At 36.6% G+C, this 17,788-nt stretch carries 16 protein-coding genes; 2 read left to right on the top strand and 14 right to left on the bottom strand.

All coding sequences use genetic code 11. The features are described from left to right. Positions 1 to 9: 9 nt before the first annotated feature. Together ACFQ1K_RS11775 and ACFQ1K_RS11770 are read left to right on the top strand one after the other, a co-directional pair. Positions 10 to 2,361, top strand: coding sequence for an FG-GAP-like repeat-containing protein (locus tag ACFQ1K_RS11775; protein WP_320554549.1), 2,352 nt, complete (start codon positions 10 to 12; stop codon positions 2,359 to 2,361). Positions 2,362 to 2,428: 67 nt separating this feature from the next. Continuing rightward, on the top strand, positions 2,429 to 3,340 hold the full coding sequence (locus ACFQ1K_RS11770; RefSeq protein WP_320554550.1) for an ABC transporter ATP-binding protein: 912 nt from the start codon (positions 2,429 to 2,431) through the stop codon (positions 3,338 to 3,340). Positions 3,341 to 3,345: 5 nt separating this feature from the next. Here ACFQ1K_RS11770 and ACFQ1K_RS11765 read toward each other — a convergent pair whose 3' ends face one another. The 14 genes from ACFQ1K_RS11765 to accB all read right to left on the bottom strand — a co-directional run bounded on the left by ACFQ1K_RS11765 (position 3,346) and on the right by accB (position 17,771). Next, positions 3,346 to 5,598, bottom strand: a complete 2,253-nt coding sequence (locus ACFQ1K_RS11765; protein ID WP_320554551.1) for an efflux RND transporter permease subunit — start codon at positions 5,596 to 5,598, stop codon at positions 3,346 to 3,348. Positions 5,599 to 5,600: 2 nt separating this feature from the next. After that, positions 5,601 to 6,164: a 4'-phosphopantetheinyl transferase superfamily protein gene (locus ACFQ1K_RS11760; RefSeq protein ID WP_320554552.1), complete on the bottom strand. Its 564-nt coding sequence runs from the start codon at positions 6,162 to 6,164 to the stop codon at positions 5,601 to 5,603. Next, positions 6,164 to 6,415, bottom strand: a complete 252-nt coding sequence (locus ACFQ1K_RS11755; protein ID WP_320554553.1) for an acyl carrier protein — start codon at positions 6,413 to 6,415, stop codon at positions 6,164 to 6,166. The genes ACFQ1K_RS11760 and ACFQ1K_RS11755 overlap by 1 nt, the downstream gene beginning before the upstream one ends. A 22-nt stretch (positions 6,416 to 6,437) precedes the next feature. After that, positions 6,438 to 7,712 carry a beta-ketoacyl-[acyl-carrier-protein] synthase family protein gene (locus ACFQ1K_RS11750; protein ID WP_320554554.1) on the bottom strand — a complete coding sequence of 425 codons (1,275 nt, stop codon included), beginning with the start codon at positions 7,710 to 7,712 and terminating at the stop codon, positions 6,438 to 6,440. Then, positions 7,709 to 8,146 carry a 3-hydroxyacyl-ACP dehydratase FabZ family protein gene (locus ACFQ1K_RS11745; protein WP_320554555.1) on the bottom strand — a complete coding sequence of 146 codons (438 nt, stop codon included), beginning with the start codon at positions 8,144 to 8,146 and terminating at the stop codon, positions 7,709 to 7,711. Before ACFQ1K_RS11745 ends, ACFQ1K_RS11750 begins: the two co-directional genes overlap by 4 nt. Before the next feature lie 69 nt (positions 8,147 to 8,215). Continuing rightward, complete coding sequence (locus ACFQ1K_RS11740) at positions 8,216 to 9,010, bottom strand: SDR family oxidoreductase (RefSeq protein WP_320554556.1); 795 nt, start codon at positions 9,008 to 9,010, stop codon at positions 8,216 to 8,218. 1 nt (position 9,011) lies between these two features. Next, a complete protein-coding gene (locus ACFQ1K_RS11735; protein WP_320554557.1) occupies positions 9,012 to 10,064 on the bottom strand; it encodes a type III polyketide synthase in 1,053 nt (350 codons plus the stop codon). Beyond that, positions 10,055 to 10,774: a methyltransferase domain-containing protein gene (locus ACFQ1K_RS11730; RefSeq protein ID WP_320554558.1), complete on the bottom strand. Its 720-nt coding sequence runs from the start codon at positions 10,772 to 10,774 to the stop codon at positions 10,055 to 10,057. The genes ACFQ1K_RS11735 and ACFQ1K_RS11730 overlap by 10 nt, the downstream gene beginning before the upstream one ends. Next, entirely contained in the window at positions 10,771 to 11,904 is a 1,134-nt protein-coding gene (locus ACFQ1K_RS11725; protein WP_320554559.1) for an NAD(P)/FAD-dependent oxidoreductase, read from the bottom strand. Before ACFQ1K_RS11725 ends, ACFQ1K_RS11730 begins: the two co-directional genes overlap by 4 nt. 79 nt (positions 11,905 to 11,983) lie before the next feature. Then, positions 11,984 to 12,433 carry a 3-oxoacyl-ACP synthase gene (locus ACFQ1K_RS11720; RefSeq protein WP_320554560.1) on the bottom strand — a complete coding sequence of 150 codons (450 nt, stop codon included), beginning with the start codon at positions 12,431 to 12,433 and terminating at the stop codon, positions 11,984 to 11,986. Next, positions 12,430 to 13,545, bottom strand: coding sequence for an NAD(P)/FAD-dependent oxidoreductase (locus ACFQ1K_RS11715; RefSeq protein WP_320554561.1), 1,116 nt, complete (start codon positions 13,543 to 13,545; stop codon positions 12,430 to 12,432). The genes ACFQ1K_RS11720 and ACFQ1K_RS11715 overlap by 4 nt, the downstream gene beginning before the upstream one ends. A gap of 50 nt (positions 13,546 to 13,595) precedes the next feature. After that, the gene (locus ACFQ1K_RS11710; protein WP_320554562.1) at positions 13,596 to 15,671 is read right to left on the bottom strand and encodes a zinc-dependent metalloprotease; all 2,076 of its coding nucleotides are present in this window, start codon (positions 15,669 to 15,671) and stop codon (positions 13,596 to 13,598) included. A 182-nt stretch (positions 15,672 to 15,853) separates the two neighbouring features. Next, the gene (gene accC, locus ACFQ1K_RS11705; protein ID WP_320554563.1) at positions 15,854 to 17,203 is read right to left on the bottom strand and encodes an acetyl-CoA carboxylase biotin carboxylase subunit; all 1,350 of its coding nucleotides are present in this window, start codon (positions 17,201 to 17,203) and stop codon (positions 15,854 to 15,856) included. An 82-nt stretch (positions 17,204 to 17,285) separates the two neighbouring features. Then, positions 17,286 to 17,771, bottom strand: a complete 486-nt coding sequence (accB, locus tag ACFQ1K_RS11700; protein WP_320554564.1) for an acetyl-CoA carboxylase biotin carboxyl carrier protein — start codon at positions 17,769 to 17,771, stop codon at positions 17,286 to 17,288. Positions 17,772 to 17,788: the final 17 nt, after the last annotated feature.

The following is a 17,788-nucleotide window of genomic DNA, read 5'->3' as shown; positions in this document are numbered from 1 at the left end:
CTTAAAAACATGAAAAAAATTACTTTAATTTTAATAACTGCGGCGCTTACCTGTTTTATAGGGAACGCACAATATGTTTTCAGTCCGATTGAAGGACCAATAAATGTGGCCCAAGGCTCACCTGTAACATATAGCCTCAATGATGTTGGCAATTCGGCTGGTGTTCCAGTACCTTCTTCAGGTTCTTATAGCTCTTTTAGAGTTTCTGTAGATTGGTCTGAGGGATCAGGTATTCCGTGGTCCATTGAAGCGGACTTAACTTTTATAACCAACTCCGACACTGTTGGTATCGATCCACCAACATCGGGAGGTGCAAATTCTACTAGTAATACAACCATAATATTTGAAGGAGACCTGCCAAATCTTTACGACCCTTCAACGGACGGTTATATTGATATGATATTTAATCAAAGTTATGGTGGTTCTAATGCTAACTGGTCTAATATCGTAGTTACGCTTTATGAAACACCTTCTTGCCCAAATCCAACAAACCCTAATGCAGTTGATGTTATGGCAACTTCCGCTAATCTCCAGTGGACCGAAGTAGGCTCGTCTACTTCATGGAACATTGAGTGGGGTCCTGCTGGTTTTGTTTTAGGGTCTGGCAACACTATCTCAAATCTTAATACAACATCTTACAGTTTGTCCGGTTTATCTCAAGGCACCTCTTATGATTTTTATGTACAGGCTAACTGTGGTGGTGGTGAATTTTCGAATTTTGTTGGCCCAGTAAACTTTACAACCCTTATCCCGTCTAGAATAAATTTTTCGCAACAACCTATAACCGTTAACGGCTATGATTTAGCTGTAGTAGACATGAATGGGGATTTTTTAGATGATATTGTTGGCGTTTCTTCAACAAACATAAATATTCAAGAGCAAAATGCAGATGGCTCCTTTACCGCGATAAATATTACCACACCAAGCGCTGACTTTTTACCAAGCTGGAGTATGGCTGCGGCAGATTTTGACGCTAACGGAAAAACTGATTTGCTATATGGCAATGGTAGTGGTGTAACATTCATGCAAGCTAGTAGTGATGGTAGTAGCTTTACAGAACAATCAACAACAGAATATGTGTTCTCACAGCGTTCTAACTTTGTTGATATTAATAATGATGGGAATTTAGATGCTTTTGTTTGTCACGATGTGCAACCCAATGTATATTTTATTAACGATGGATCTGGTAATTTAATCTTTTATCAATCTGACGTCACTCCTGGCGCACCTTATGAATTAGGTAATTTCCCTTCTGGTGGTGATTATGGTTCTATATGGATAGACTACAACAACGATAGAAATATGGATTTGTTTATCGCTAAGTGTGGTGGTTCTGAAGAACGTAGAACCAACGTCATGTACACTAACAATGGTGATGGTACTTACACTGAAAATGCTGCTGCCATAGGATTGGCAGACCCAATGCAAACATGGTCTTCTGCTTGGGGAGATTTTGACAATGATGGCGATATGGACGTCTTTGTAGGAGCCAGTTCAGGTACTCATAAACTTATGGAAAATAGCGGCTTCTCAGATGATGGCAATCCAAACAACGATTATGTATTTACAGATGTTACTGCTGGAGCAGGTATTAATGCCCCAACAGGATGGGAAAGTTCTGCTTTTGATATTGATAATGACGGCAACTTAGATATTATTAGTAACGGCTCTATTATGTACGGAAAGGGAGATATGACTTTTGAAGATGCGGACGATAACCAAATCAATTACAAAAACGGTAGTTTTGGTGACCTCAACAATGATGGATTTATAGACGCTTACTATAACGGTGTTAGGTATTATAATCTAGGAAACGGCAATAACTGGGTAAAAATAAATACTGTGGGTATGGCTCATGTCACGCCAAACTACAGTAATAGAAATGGTATTGGTGCGAGAGTTGAATTAGTAACACCTTCTGGCACTCAAATTAGAGATGTAAGAAGCGGTGAAGGCTTTGAGTTTATGAGTTCACTTAACACTCATTTTGGTCTTGGTGCCGAAACTTCAATTACTGAGATTAGAGTTTATTGGCCCTCTGGTGTTGTTGATGTTTTTGAAAATCCTAGCATTAATACTGCTCATGTCCTTGTTGAAGGTTCGGCCCCTTTAAGTGTAGAGGATGAAACAATTTCAGACATATCCATATACCCTAATCCGGTAGGAGATGTTTTAAGGATTAAAACATCTACCGTTTTAACAGAGAAAATTGCAACAATTTTTGACGTTACAGGGAAACGTGTTTTCAATCAGAGAATTAACAACAACGAACTTAATGTATCTAATCTCCAAGGTGGTGTTTACTTTTTGAGAATTGAATCGGATGGAAGGAGCATAAGACGAAAGTTCATTAAAAAATAAAAATCACCTCATAAATTTAGATAGCCGCTTAAAACTCAAGCGGCTTTTTTTATGGTATTTTTGCAATATGCTAAGAGTAAAAAATCTTTCCTTCGGGTATACAAATACAAACGTTCTTCAAAACATCAGCTTTACTGTTAATGCTGGTGAGTATAAGGCCATTATTGGTGAAAGCGGTTCTGGGAAAAGTACATTGATCAAGTTGATTTTTGGTGAGTATGATGTAGAGCAAGGGCAGATTTTTTGGAAGGACACTGAAATTTTAGGTCCAAAATATAACTTGGTCGTAGGTTATGATTTTATGAAATCCGTTTCTCAAGAATTTGACCTTATGCCCTATACCTCAGTAAAAAATAATATTGGTAAACATTTATCACGTTTTTATCCTGAAGAAAAAGAACAACGCACACAAGAGCTTCTCAAGACTGTTGAGCTCGAAGACTTTGCCCAAACCAAAGTAAAACACCTGAGTGGAGGACAAAAACAACGTGTGGCCTTAGCAAGAGCATTAGCTAATGAACCCGAAATATTATTGTTGGATGAGCCTTTTAGCCATATCGATAATTTTAAAAAACAATCTTTACGTAGAAATATATTTAACTACCTTAAAGCAAATAACATTGCTTGTATTGTCGCTACTCACGATAGGAATGATGTTCTTGGGTTTGCTGATGAGATATTGGTGTTGAACAACAAAACTATAATTGCCAAAGACACACCACAGAACCTATATAACAACCCTAAATCACCCTTAATTGCTTCGTTCTTTGAGGAATTTAATGTCATTAACAATGCCATCTATTACGCACACCAACTCAAAATTGTCAAAGACTCTGAATTAAAAGCTGTAGTTAAGCAATCTTATTTTAATGGTGGTTCATGGTTAATTGAAGCCATTTTCAATGACAACCTCATATATATTTTACACTTAAACTCTATTCCGATAGGTACTACCATCCATTTTAGGATTGCTAAATAACTATTTTATTTGTCAAATTGCTTTAGCAACGCAGGTAAATAAATTATATCTGTGATTAAAGCAATAGCTACCGTTACGGCACACAACACCCCAAAATCACTTACAGAAGGGGTGGCGCTAGATGCAATGATTAAAAATCCTCCTACTAAAGCAATAGTAGTTGAAAATAGGGCCTTACCTGTGTATCGCATGGCATTATCCATTCGTGTTTCCGGACGGCCCTTAATCGATTTACTTCGCTTGTACTTATAAACTAAATGAATAGTGTCATCCATAGCAATTCCAAGCATAATAGGTGTAATCATAGCCGTTGTAACATCTAGTGGAATGCCCAGTAAACTCATTAAAATCGCCAAAATTGCTAAGGGTAACACATTGGGAATTAAAACCAAAAACGTGGTTCTTAGATCTCTTATAAAAACCAAAAGGCACAAGAATGCCACAAAAAAAGCTGCAAAAAAAGACTTGAATTGGGTCTCTAAAATAAAGTTGTTTAGCTGTGCGAAAACGACAGCAAAACCATTAATGTCTAGATTGTATTCGTTTAATGTAAAAGTTGTGTCAAAATCATTCTTAATATCCCTTAAGACCTTTTCTAGTTCTGAGGTTTTCATTTCCCGCAAAGTCAATGTAAAACTTGCAGTTGTCAAATCTTCCGAGAATAACTTAAAAAAGGTATTGTCTTTATTTTCTACCTCAGCAAGGGTTTGTTTTAGTTTAGTTTCAGAAAGGTTGGACTGAAATAGTATTGGAGTTCGTTTTTCTAAGAATGATTTTACTGTTACAACTGAAACCGGTGAAAAAATCAATGGATTGTTTTCTAGTTTAGCTTGAAATGTTTCCAGTTTTTCGATTGCTGATTTGTTTAAAATCAGCGATTTGTCCTTAGTCGAGATATTAAGCTGAAGCCTATTGCTTCCTCCCAATTCTGTTTCAATGCGTCTTAAATCTTGTTTTGCTTTGCCCTCTGCTAGCAGGTCTCTTGAGTTGGTATCAATCTTAACTTGAAAAACCGAATAAACACCAAAAATCAATAGAAGCGAAAACACAACGATTATAGATGTTTTGTAGGTTGTGGTAAAGGTGTTTAACCAAGAAATAAACTTGTCTTGCGACAATGCTTTAAAGTTTAAAACAGGCTTAGAATTTTCAAAACCGATGGTCGTAAAACTAATTCCAATAATAATTATCACATAAACCAAAATAAAGGTTAACAAAAGCCCAATACAGGTAAACACACCCATATTTTTAAAGGCCGGCAATGGAGATAGATACAAAGCAAAATACCCTACAAATGTGGTTAGTGTTGTATAAAAACAAGGTGTAAAACTCTTTCGAACCGAAAGGGTCAGTAATTGAATTTTAGAAACCCGCTTTTGTAATGTTCCTTCGTTGTGATATATGTTTATGATATGTACGGCATCACTCACACTGTAAACCATTAATATGGTAGGAATAAGCATTGATATCATGTTAAGCGCAAAACCAAGGGACGTTATTAATCCAAAGAGTAGCGTTATAGGTATCGCCACCGAAAGCAGTGCCATTAAAAGGTAACGTTTGCTCGGAAGTAAAAACAACAATAAAACGGTAATGACCAATATAGTAAGTACACCGAAAATGAGACTTTCTTTATAAATTCCTTTGCTATAAGCTTCATTAAGAACAGGAGGGCCAGACAAGTAATAATTGGAATACGATTTTTCAATCTCTAATCTAATATTCTTTACGATATCTTGTCTATCTTCTTCAACGGTTGGAGTTGGATTCAATTGAATGTAGAAAAATAGATTCTTATAATCCTTTGAAACCAACTGATCTGAAACATTTGGCAACTTTGAAAACAAACTTTTTAACCCTCTTTCACTTCGCTTTGCATTGTATAAATCATCAAAAACAATATTTCCGCCAGCATATAAAGGGTATTTTGCGTTGGCCAAACTAAATGTTGTTTTTACATAAGGTGAGGCCTCTATTTTTTTTTGGAGAGCTTTGAGGTTTTCAATTTCACTTTGATCAATCGCATTCTCAACTGGCAACATGGCAATGAATATCTCATCCGAACCAAACTTCTCCTGAAACTCTATGTAAGCTTTATAACTAGGGTCGTCCTCTAAAAACCAAATAGAAAGGGAATTGTCAACACTAAGGTTTTTTATTGTTTGATAGGCTGAAAAAACCATCGCCAAAGTTAAGACGACAATAATGGCAATTCTCAGTTTTATAATGCGTTCTATTAGGGCTTGAAGGTTTTTCATAATTATGCTACTGCAAATGCCCCATAACTTCCGTGATGTGACAAACTTACACTAAACTGTTTTGAGATATGATTGACTAACGGAATTCCAAATTCATTTTTCTGAAAAACGGGGTTTTGTTTTGAAATAGGGCAAGTTTTTGAAATGTGTTGCAATAAGGCCAGCTTAGTTTCTTCACTGCGGTTTTTTTGATTTTGCCCAGCGAGTTTAATAACCTTTGATGTTAATGATGCTTTATCTAGTCGTGCTTCAGAAAGGATGTAATTTGGCGTTTTAACTGTTGACAGAATGCATTCAAAATCTTGAAATTTTACCCTTGGTCTGCCATTTATAAACGAACACTCAAAGGCTTTTGGGTTATAGAATCGGCATGGGTTGGTTTGCACATACAATTTGTACGCGGCTTCCTTCATACTCCATAATTGCCATATATTTTCAAAGGAATTTTTAGAGTTTAGAATAAGAGACTGTTCATTAATGGTAAATAATTTCTCTAAAAATCGAGGAGTTTGCCAGTTTGGAGATGCTTTGGCCTCTAGTAAATCAACAATATCATTGCCAACCATTAGCCCTCTAATTTTGAATTTATGATCTGCATAGCCGATTTTACATCTAGCATTTGCTCCATGTCCTCATTTTCCAGTCTAATATCAAATTCGTCTTCAATATCCAAAATGATATCAATAAGGTTTGCAGAATTGATTTTTAGGTCTTTTACAAAATCCGTGTCTTCAGTTAAGTTTTTAAAAGCATCCTCATCTTGAACGTAAGGCGCTATAATTGCTTTTAACTTTGCAATAAGTATGTCTTTTGTCATGGTGCAATTTTATAACGTAAAGTTACGCTTTATATCGCTTAAATAAAATACAAGCATTAACATCACCAAAACCAAAACTGGCTTTAGCAAGAATATCAAACTTTAAATCCATTCTTATTGTTGGAATTTTTTTGGGGTCAATCATGGTTTCAATTTCTGGGTGCAAATCTTGACAATTAACATTAGGTGCTATAAATTGATGATACAGTTGAAGTATGCCTGCGACACACTCTATCGATCCAGCTGCAGCCAAACAATGGCCAATAAGCGATTTGGTTGCGTTTATCATTGGAAAATCTTCACCAAACCTATGAAGTGCCTTTGCCCAATTCTCAATTTCAAGACTGTCTTTTGACGTTGCTGTGAGATGGCCATTTATGACATCGATATCATTTGGATCCACTTTCGAAACTTCAAGTGCTTTGGTAATACAACGCTGAACTGCCTCTGCATTTGGAGCCGTCAAAGTACCTCCTTGACGTTGACCTCCAGAATTGACTTCTCCACCCAAAACCTCAGCGTAAATCGTAGCGTCTCTCTCCAGAGCACTTTCTAATGATTCTAAAACCATAGCTCCTGCTCCACTTCCAGGAACAAATCCTGAAGCAGTGGCGCTCATAGGTCTTGAACCTTCTGTAGGTGTGTCATTATGTTTGTATGTCATCACACGCATGGCATCGAAACCGCCCCAAACATAGGGTCCGTGGTCACTACAACTGCCAACTATCATGCGCTTTGCTTTTCCGTTCTGAATACGTTCAAACCCCATTAAAACTGCTTCGGTACCAGTCGTGCATGCAGAAGAATTTGTGGTAACTTGATTACCCAGCCCTAACATTCCACTTAAATACGCACTGACTCCACTAGCCATTGTTTGCAAAACTACGGTACTTCCTAAGCGTCTTACATTTCCTTTATCAACACCATAAATGGCTTCCCGAAATTTTTCTACCCCTGAAGTTCCGGTTCCAAAAATAAGTCCGGTGTCATAATCCAATAGGCTTTTAGGATCTACCTTAAAACCCGCATCTTTCCAAGCATCGATTCCTGCTATGCAACCATATAAAATCCCAGAACTATTAAAGCCCCTTAATTGTAAATCTGTAAAGTAATTTGATTTAAGAGTGTCGGGCACTTCTGGGACACCTCCAATCTGACAAGAAAAATTAAGGTCTTTCAACTGCTCATGAAATGTAATGCCAGATTTACCTGTCTTTAGGGCTTTGGTAAATTCCTTAAGTCCTACGCCATTGGGAGCAACTACACCTAAACCTGTTATAACTACGCGCTGTTTCATGTCTTTATCATTCCAGAAATGCTTCCCCTACAAACTAGTTCATTGTTTTTATTAAACATTTTTACGCTGCACTTTAATTTATTAAATCTAAAAACTTCTTTTTTTGATACAACGGTGACCTTTTCATTTGGAAGTACTGGAAGATAAAAATCTACATGGGTAGAGGTTAGTGCTATTTCTGGTTTTATTAGTTTTTTTAATTCGGTTTTTAAAATATAGATTCCCAAGCAGACCAATCCAATTTGCGCCATACATTCGGTTAAAATCACTCCGGGAGTAATGGGGTTATTAATAAAATGTCCTTTATAAAAATACGCATCTTCCTTAAACGTATAATGACCAGTTATGCCTTCTGAAGATACCGTGTCAATACCGTCCACAAACAAAAAGGGTTCCTGGTAAGGTAACAGTGCTATGATTTCTTTTTCATTCATACCATTTAAATAACTTCTCGAACAATTTTTAGTTCTTCAAAAATCACTCAAAGCAACTGTCAGTCCAGTTTAGGACAAGTGTTCCCCACCATCAACAGGAATGATTGCTCCGGTAATCCAAGCGGCTTCATCTTTGCTTAATAAATACACTGCATTTGCCACATCTTCTGGCAATGTGAGACGTTTATTTGGATTTCTTTTTAAAGAGAGTTCTATTATCGTTTCGCTTCCTGGAATCATCCGTAAAGACGCCGTATCTGTAACACCGGCTTGGATACAGTTGGCTTTAATTCCAAATGGAGCAAATTCCAAGGCTATATTTCGGGTAATAGCTTCGAGTGTGACTTTGGCCGCTGAAACGGCCCCGTAATTTTTCCAAGCTTTGGTATTTCCTTCACTCGTAAAACTTATAATTCTGCTATCTTCTGCAAACAAATTCGCTTCAAATAAAGCTTTGGTCCAATCGTAAAGACTTATTCCCATGGCATTAATAGTTACCAAAAAATCGTCTTGTTTCAATTCTTGTCTTCCGTCTGAGACCATGGGTTTTAAATTGCCTTTAGCAACACTATGCACAAGTATTCTTATTTTTTGTTTAGTTTGAAAAAGTGCCTTTAATTCTACAATCACTTTTTCTCTTTTTTCCGCCTTAAACGCATCTGTATTAAAGGAGATAAACTGCACACCTTCTTTTTTGATTGCCATAAATTCCTTGATAATATCATCTTCTTGCATTCTCGAATTACGATGAACAATACAAATATTTAGGCCGTGCTTTGCTAACTTTTTAGCGGTTGCCAAACCAAGTCCGGAACTTCCTCCAAGAATAAGTGCCCATTCATTTTTATTTTTAAATTCTTTCATATTACCACTCCAATAGTATACGTTGCGCTGAGAAACCCGGTCCAAAACTTAACATAACTCCCTTGTCTCCTTTAGTTGGGTTACGTTCCATAACTCGTTCTAAAACATAGAGAACAGTGGCGCTACTCATGTTGCCGTACAATCTTAAAACTTCTTTTGTGTCGTTTATGTTTTTGCCTAACGATCCAAAAAGCTCTTCAACCGTTTGGACAATTTTTTTTCCTCCAGGATGAAACACCAAATGATCAATGTTTTCAATAGTTAAACCGTTTTTCTCTAAAAATGGATGTATAATCCTTGGAAAATGGTCTGCGATGGTCTGTGGTACGGATTGATCCAATACCATTTGTAAGCCCGTATTTCGCAATTTAAAACCCATCATATGTTCAGCATCATAAAAATGGTACATGCTTTCATCTTTAATTTCCGGACCAGCCTCATTTTCATAAGACGATAATATAACGCTGGCACAACCATCACCAAATATTGCAGCACTTACAATATTCACCATAGAATAATCATTTAGCTGAAACGTCGCCGTCGGAGACTCCACAGCAATAACTGCTGCCCGTTTATTTGGGTTAGCCTTTAGAAAATTCTTTGCATACAAAATACCTGAAATACCAGCAGCACAACCCATTTCTGTAACAGGCAATCGCACAATATCCTGCTTCATCTTAAGGCTATTAATTAAATACGCATCCAATGACGGTATCATGATACCTGTGCAGCTCACCGTAATAATATAGTCTAAGTCCGTTGGTTTTAAATAGGCTTTTTTGAGAGCTTTTACAAGGCTCTCTCCTGCTAGTTTTATAGACTCTCTAGTATAGATATCATTTTTTTCTTCAAACGATGTTTTGGTAAATACTTCTTCTGCGTCCATGATGGAATAACGCCTATCTACCGCTGCATTTTCAAAAATCTTAAGTACTTTTCGTTTAAAGCGTTCTTCCTTACCTTCTAGCCAAAGCTCAACAAACGGGAGAATATCTTTAGTCTCCCTAGTGTATTTTGGTAATTGCTTTGCAACCGATGTTATTCTTACTGCCATTGTGTTTTAATGATCCATTGGTAACGAAATGCCCATTTCCATCGGATTTGTGATTTGAGATTTAATTGTTTTGATATTTTTTCTAGTTCTTTTCTCTTAAAGGCTCTTAAAATTGAAGTCAGCCCATCTTTTTTTATCATATCATTAGATATGGTTAAGCTTAATAGTTTAAATAGACCGTAAGCTATTTTACTGCGATGAAGGTCATTTATAACAAGTCCGACTCTAGCGTTTTCCGTCAATAGTTTTAATAATGTTATGATTTCTTGATCTTTAAAATGATGCAAGAAAAGCGTGGTGATTGCAATATCAAAGTCCAATTCTTCAAATTCATGAGAAAAAATATCAATATTCCTAAACGCTAGTTCGGGAAAATCACTTGATAAATCTGTGGCATAATCGACGGCATCTTGGTTGGCATCAACACCGATTAATTTAAAGTTATAATTATGCTTTCTTCCAAATCTCGCCATTTGCCTTAAAATGTCACCGTGTCCACAACCTAAATCAATAATAGTGTAAGTTCTTTCTTTGGGTAGGTCATTTAATAACTTTTGAACCCCATTTAACGTTACAACATTACCACCAAGCCACTTGTTAATTTTACCAAGTTTATCTAAAGTATCGCGTAATAATTCACCCTCTAAGGAAAAATCATCCATGAGCTCAGTTCTATTACTTCTATGGGTGGTGTTCACAAACAAACTCATTCTGTTTTCATGGGTTTACCATGTGTCATTTTTATTATCAAGGGCACCAGAAAAGGAAACCATCTTAATACAGTTAGTAGTTTTGGAGCCAACCACTCTTTTCTAAAAAAATAAGCAATAGTGTGGCCCACACTAAGGCGAAAACTGAAATTACGCTTCCATGTCCTAGTATATAGCTTCTCTAATTTTTGACGTGTTTCAATTTTTCCTTGAAGATAATCAATAATAAGCTCTGATACTAATTGTGCGCTCTTAATTGCCATAGCCATACCATTTCCGCACAAGGGATGAATCATACCTGCAGAATCGCCACACATCAAAATATGGTTTTCTACAGGACTTTTGGTTTCAAATGAAATTTGACTGATGGTTAGAGGATTTTTAAATGTAATTTTAGAATCCTCAAAAATCCCTTTTAGCGCTTCGTTTTTAAACACAATTTCTTCTTGAAATGCGCCTATATTTTTGTGAGCTTTAAAAGCATTGAAATTTGTAATATAGCAAAGGTTGATGTGGTCGTTTTCAACTTTTGAGACTCCGCAATAGCCACCTTTAAAATTATGAAGTGCAACTTTATTTTCTGGAAAATTTCCTTTTGCATGGACCTTTACAGCGAGATATGGCGATTTTTTTTGTATAAATGCTCTTTGGAGTTGTACATCTAAATTAGAGCGTTTTCCATAACTACCAATTACAATCTTGGCCTTAAAGTTTTTATCCGTTTTTCTTTTTACTTGAAAACCGTCAGTTTTAAAATTAACATTCGTTATGGTGTCCTGAACTATTTTGACGCCATTAGCCTTTGCTAATTTATAGAGTTGAAAATCCATTTCGAAGCGACTTAACCCAAAACCCCCAAGAGGTAGTTTAGCTCTTATGTGTTTGTTGTTATGGGTTGTTAATTCAAATTCATCAATATGTTTTGCTCCAAAATCAAACGGATTAAACCCTAATTGTTTTAAATAGGGCAAGACTTCTTTTGAAATATATTCACCACAAACCTTATGCGAAGGATAGTTGGTTTTTTCAACCAATAAGACTTTGATGTTATGTTTAGACAAATGAATGGCACTCGTTAGTCCAGCTAAGCCTCCACCAATTATTATCACATCAAAATCTTGTTCTGTCATCTATAATTTTTGAATGAAACTTTTTCTTTTCTATGAAGTTACGCTTCAAAAAACAGATTAAAAAAGATTTATCAAAAATTTATAGAATCTTGGTTATGATAAAACTAGATTCCCTAAACGTTACAAGATCACCTTTGGCTTTTGATAATAAAAGTCTTCCTATTGGTGTTATGGGTGAAACGGCATAAAATTTTTGATCATCTATAATAATTTCTCCACAACTTACGGCTATGAAATAATTTTGTTGAGAGGTAAACACTACGCTACCATGCACCGCTTTTAAATGGATGCTCTTTGCATTTACTTTTTTAAGAAGTTTAAACTGTGATTGGATTTCAAGCAGTTGTTGTCCCGCCCGTTCGCGCTCTATTTGAATCATGGCCCGACCCGTTTCATGCTTATCGCCAGCTGTACTTTTGGTTTCGGATTGCAAAGCCTGTTCTAAATCAGAAATATTATCTGTGATACTTCTAAGACGAGATTGTAATGCCCCTTGACATTTTAAATATAGCAGCTCTTTTGTGTTCACTCTAATAAATCCGCTAAATCTCTACCAACTATACTGCCAATAGCCACTCCCATACCGCCAAGCCTTACACCACAATAGACGTTATTACCGAGCTGTTTAACAATGGGCTTTTTTTGTGTCCCGACTCCCATTATACCAGACCACCTATGATCTATTTCAAAATTTGTGTTGGGTAAAATCGTTGTCTTTAGCAAGGTCTCTAGGCTGTTTTGTACGATTTCAGTTTGTCCAAATTCATCGGTCTCCTCTGCATTAAAATCCAAATGTCTCCCTCCACCAAATAGAATTCTATTATCTATGTTTCTAAAATAATAGTATCCTCTATCCAAATGAAATGTTCCTTTAATATGAAGGTCGTCTATTGGCTTAGTAATTAACACCTGAGCTCTTGCTGGTTTTACTGGTTGGTCGATTAATTTTGAAGCAAATCCATTTGTGGCTATCATTAATTTTGAAGTCGAAAATTCAAATTGATCCGTTTTGACTTTTACAGAAGTCATGTCTTCTGAAAAAGACTCTACCTTGCATTTATTAATAATTTTAATACCCAAACGCAATACCTTTTTTAAAAGCGCATCAATCATTTTACCAGTATCTATTTGTCCTTCAAAACGATTAAAACCATACCTTGGTTGGATATTTTGAAAATCGAAACTATTGTCCACAAAACTAAAAACTTCGGTTTTGAATACTGGCTTTAAAAGTTTATTAATATAGGTTCGTTTGTTTTGACAAATGTCAAATAGGGCCTCGTTTTCTTTTGTAAACAATTCGTATCCGCCAAGATTTTGATAATCAATTACCCTGTCTCCTAACGCTTCACGAAGTAACTGTAAGCCCTTAACTCGTTTTTTAATTAGGTTTAGAACCTCTTCCTCTGTATGAATATTAAGGTCGTCTAAGATTTCACTAAGACTCCCGAAACAAGCAAATCCAGCGTTTTTGGTACTTGCTCCTTGTGGTAAAAATCCTTTCTCTAAAACAACAATATTGGCTTTAGGAAATTTTTGCCTTAACCGGATAGCTGAGGTTAACCCAACTATACCGCTCCCAATAATGGTGATGTCTACATCTGTAAACCATGTTTTTATTTCCCAGTACGATAAATCCATAGCAAAAAAAAGCTCCTAAATTTAGGAGCCTTTTGATTAAATATTGATAGTTATTCTACAATTATTTTTTTAGTCACCTTCTGAGAGCCGTCTAATATATTTAATAAATACACCCCTGATTGCGCATTGTTCAATTGAATAGTCTCATCAAATCTACTGACGCTAGAGTATGTGTTTGTAAAAATAACTCTACCTCTTATATCAAATACTTCGACTGAAATATCCTCACCTGACTTAGGATTAAAGCTAATTTTAAACTCTCCGTTATTAGGGTTTGGATAAACTCTTAAGTCTTCAATTGAAAACTCCGGAGTGCTTAGTTGCTGTTCTGTACATATTTCTATAGACCAAGCGTTAAGTTGACCTATATCTGCAGCGAATGTATCAGCAACAAACAACGTCCAGTCCCCTTGGGCATCAAGACCTGTGAATGCACTTAGAGATTCGGATGGTGCAATCGTAAGATTCTGAATGGTAGATGATGTTCCTCCAGGACAAACAATTGGACTTGCCGTGTCATCAAAAGTAATATTGGTAAGGTTGTTTTCAGGACCGCAATCTTGCGCCCAAAGATTTACAAATGTGGTTCCATCAGGATGCACTAGTTGTAATATTAAATCCTGGACGTATGTATGTGAAATATCCACTGTTACCGTCATACTTTCGATAGTCCCAGCATCTGGAATGTTTAAAGCTGTATTTGCTACTGGTTGTCCAACACCGCCTCCCGCTTGACCATCTGTTATAGCTAATGGCAAGTCACCGGAAGTTGAAGGATAATCTGTACATACTATTTCCGTACAGTTGTTATTTAGTACTACGTCGACAGACTTACTTATTCCAGAAGGTGCTGATGTTCCCGTCACTGTAATCGTGTATACCCCTTGTGCGGTTGCACCGAGGTTACCAACAGTCAGGGTGTATGCCCCATCAGTATTTAAGGAACTAGGACTAAATGTCGCTGTGGCATTTGCTGGTAAACCATTTGCGCTAAATGTTGTTGTCTCTGAAAAGCCCAGAACTGTTGTATAAGAAAAATCAAATGTGGCTTGATTATCTGTTGTCGGACATGAAAATATCTCCGAACTACCAGTAACTGCCAGATCAAAATCGGGTGTTGCTGGCTGACAAACATTAGGATTAAATGCAGGTTGTAAAACGCTTGAAATATAAGCTTCTGCAACAGCCATTTGTCCCTCGCTAAACATATACATACAAGCATCGTTCACATAGTCCATATAGTTCATTATAAGCGCTGGCTGACCAGGTACACATGACGCTACCGATGTAGCAGGCGGACAACCATAAGTACTATTAGCCACCTCTGGAGTATCAGCAATACCATCACCACCAACACCACAAACACCAGTTCCGTCACCATTAAATGTATGTTCTAAATTAAAGAAATGACCTAACTCGTGAGTTGTTGTTCTTCCTAAGTTATATGGCGCTGCTGGAGATACCGAAGTACAGCCCGCGCCAGAACCAAAAGCAAAAGTATTGATGGTTACTGCCTGACCTGCAGCAACACTACCGCCTAGCGGAGAAAAACCAAGGATACCACCATTTATATTTCTTACAACAAAATTTAGATATCCAGACCAGTTAGAGTCTGGGTTTCCCACACCACCACCAAAATTATATCCAATGGTAATAGCGGGATTTCCCTCTAGTAACTCCGGGTCTAATCCAACAGGGTGATTTGACGTTGCAATACAAAAAGAAATATTAGCAACACCAGCATTTGTACCAGGGAACTGGCCACTTACAGCATTCCAAGATGAAATATCACTATTTGTAGCTGTGAAATCAGCGTTTAAAATATCTATTTGATTTTGAGCTAAAGCTTCCAAACAAGCTCTCTCAGACTCATCTGCATCAGGAAAATGCACGGCTACAGGTATTTCAATACCAGTTCCTCGGTTAAGAAAATCGCTTCCGCTCAAGTACAGATTTAATTTTTTCTTAAAAGCTTTTTGATTTTCCTCATACTGTCTTTTGTATTCAGGGTCTTTCATCATCTCTTCCATATATTCAACCATACCACAACGATCTTGCGCTATGATATTATGAGAAGAAAATGTAAACAGAATTCCAAAAAGGATGTAAAGTGTAAAGTTTTTCATTTAATTAATTTTAATAAATTCTGATTGAATTTTTTGATATTGCACCAAATTTAAACATTTTATTAAGAATTTGCATTGGTTGTTCATTTTATAGCAAATAATAGTAAGAAATTATTAAATTACTTAAATGAAGACTAAATCTATTTCAATAAAAAAAGCCAAGCATGGATGCTTGGCTTTTTTTATTCTTGTTCTTCCTTTATCTTGAAGTCCTCCATAAATTTAGTGGTATAATTACCTGCCAAATAATCTGGATGTTCCATTAACTGCCTATGAAAAGGAATCGTTGTTTTTATGCCTTCTATTACGAATTCATCCAGGGCACGTTTCATTTTATTGATCGCCTCTTCTCTTGTTTGTGCTGTTGTTATGAGCTTCGCTATCATAGAATCATAATTAGGAGGAATACTGTAACCTGCATAAACATGAGTATCTAAGCGAACTCCATGACCGCCTGGTGCATGTAATGTTGTAATCTTTCCAGGCGAAGGCCTAAAGTCATTAAATGGGTCTTCCGCATTAATTCTACATTCTATTGAATGCAGGTTTGGAGTATAGTTTTTGCCAGAAATTGGTACACCGGCAGCCACTAATATTTGCTCTCTAATTAAATCAAAATCTATTACTTGCTCCGTGATGGGATGCTCTACCTGAATACGTGTATTCATTTCCATAAAGTAAAAATTTCTATGCTTGTCTACAAGAAATTCTACTGTACCTGCACCTTCATATTTAATGTATTCTGCGGCTTTTACAGCTGCCTTACCCATTTTATCTCTCAGCTTGTCAGTCATAAATGGTGAAGGCACCTCTTCGGTAAGTTTTTGATGTCTTCTCTGCACTGAACAGTCTCTTTCAGACAAATGGCAAGCTTTACCTCTAGAATCGCCAACTATTTGAATTTCGATATGTCTTGGTTCTTCAATAAGCTTTTCCATGTACATATCATCGTTTCCAAAGGCTGCTTTAGATTCTTGTCTAGCAGACTCCCAAGCTGCTTTAAGGTCTTCAGGTTTCCAAACTGCACGCATTCCTTTTCCACCACCACCGGCAGTAGCTTTTAACATTACTGGATAACCTATCTTTTTTGCTATTTTTTCACACTCCTCAAAGTCTTTAATAATACCCTCACTTCCTGGGACACAAGGCACACCAGCGGCTTTCATTGTAGCCTTTGCCGTCGCCTTATCACCCATCTTTGCGATCATTTCTTCTGAAGCTCCAATAAACTTAATACCATGCTCTTCGCATATTTTAGAAAATTTAGCATTCTCAGAGAGGAAACCATATCCTGGGTGAATAGCATCTGCATTTGTTATTTCTGCTGCAGCTATAATGTTTGAAATCTTAAGATAGGACTCACTACTTGGCGCAGGACCGATACAAACTGCTTCGTCAGCAAATTTAACATGAAGACTGTCTGCATCTGCAGTTGAGTATACAGCAACCGTCTTAATGCCCATTTCCTTACAGGTTCTGATAACACGAAGTGCTATTTCGCCTCTATTTGCAATTAAAATCTTTTTAAACATAAACTCTTCAAATTTTCAATATTCAAAAGCTAAACTCCATAATTATCTATTGGAATTTAAAAATTGAAAATTGGGATTTATATTAAGATGGGTCTACTAAAAACAACGGTTGGTCAAACTCTACAGGAGAGGAATCATCTACTAAGACTTTTACTATTTTACCTGAAACTTCAGATTCAATCTCGTTAAACAACTTCATTGCTTCAATTACACACAATACATCTCCTTCTTTAATATCTGTACCTACCTCAACAAAAACTGGTTTGTCAGGTGCTGGTTTACGGTAAAACGTTCCAATAATAGGAGATTTAACCGTAATATATTTTGAATCATCACTAGCAGGTGTAGCTGCTGGTGCTGGTGCTTCAGGAGCGGGTGTTGCTGCTGGTGCTGGTGCCTGCTGTACAACTGGTGCAGCGGCTTGAACAGGTACTTGTTGAACAATAGTGGTTTCGTTTTCCGAACCTGTTCTAATTGTTATTTTAACATCATCCATTTCTAACTTAACTTCACTTGCGCCAGATTTGGCAACAAACTTTATTAAGTTCTGAATTTCTTTTAAATCCATAGTATTTAGATATTTTT

It is taken from the genome of Winogradskyella aquimaris (assembly GCF_042676105.1).
Lineage (GTDB): Bacteria > Bacteroidota > Bacteroidia > Flavobacteriales > Flavobacteriaceae > Winogradskyella > Winogradskyella aquimaris.
The sequence above is the reverse complement of the archived record's forward strand: the minus strand, read 5'-3'. Positions and strand labels throughout refer to the sequence as shown.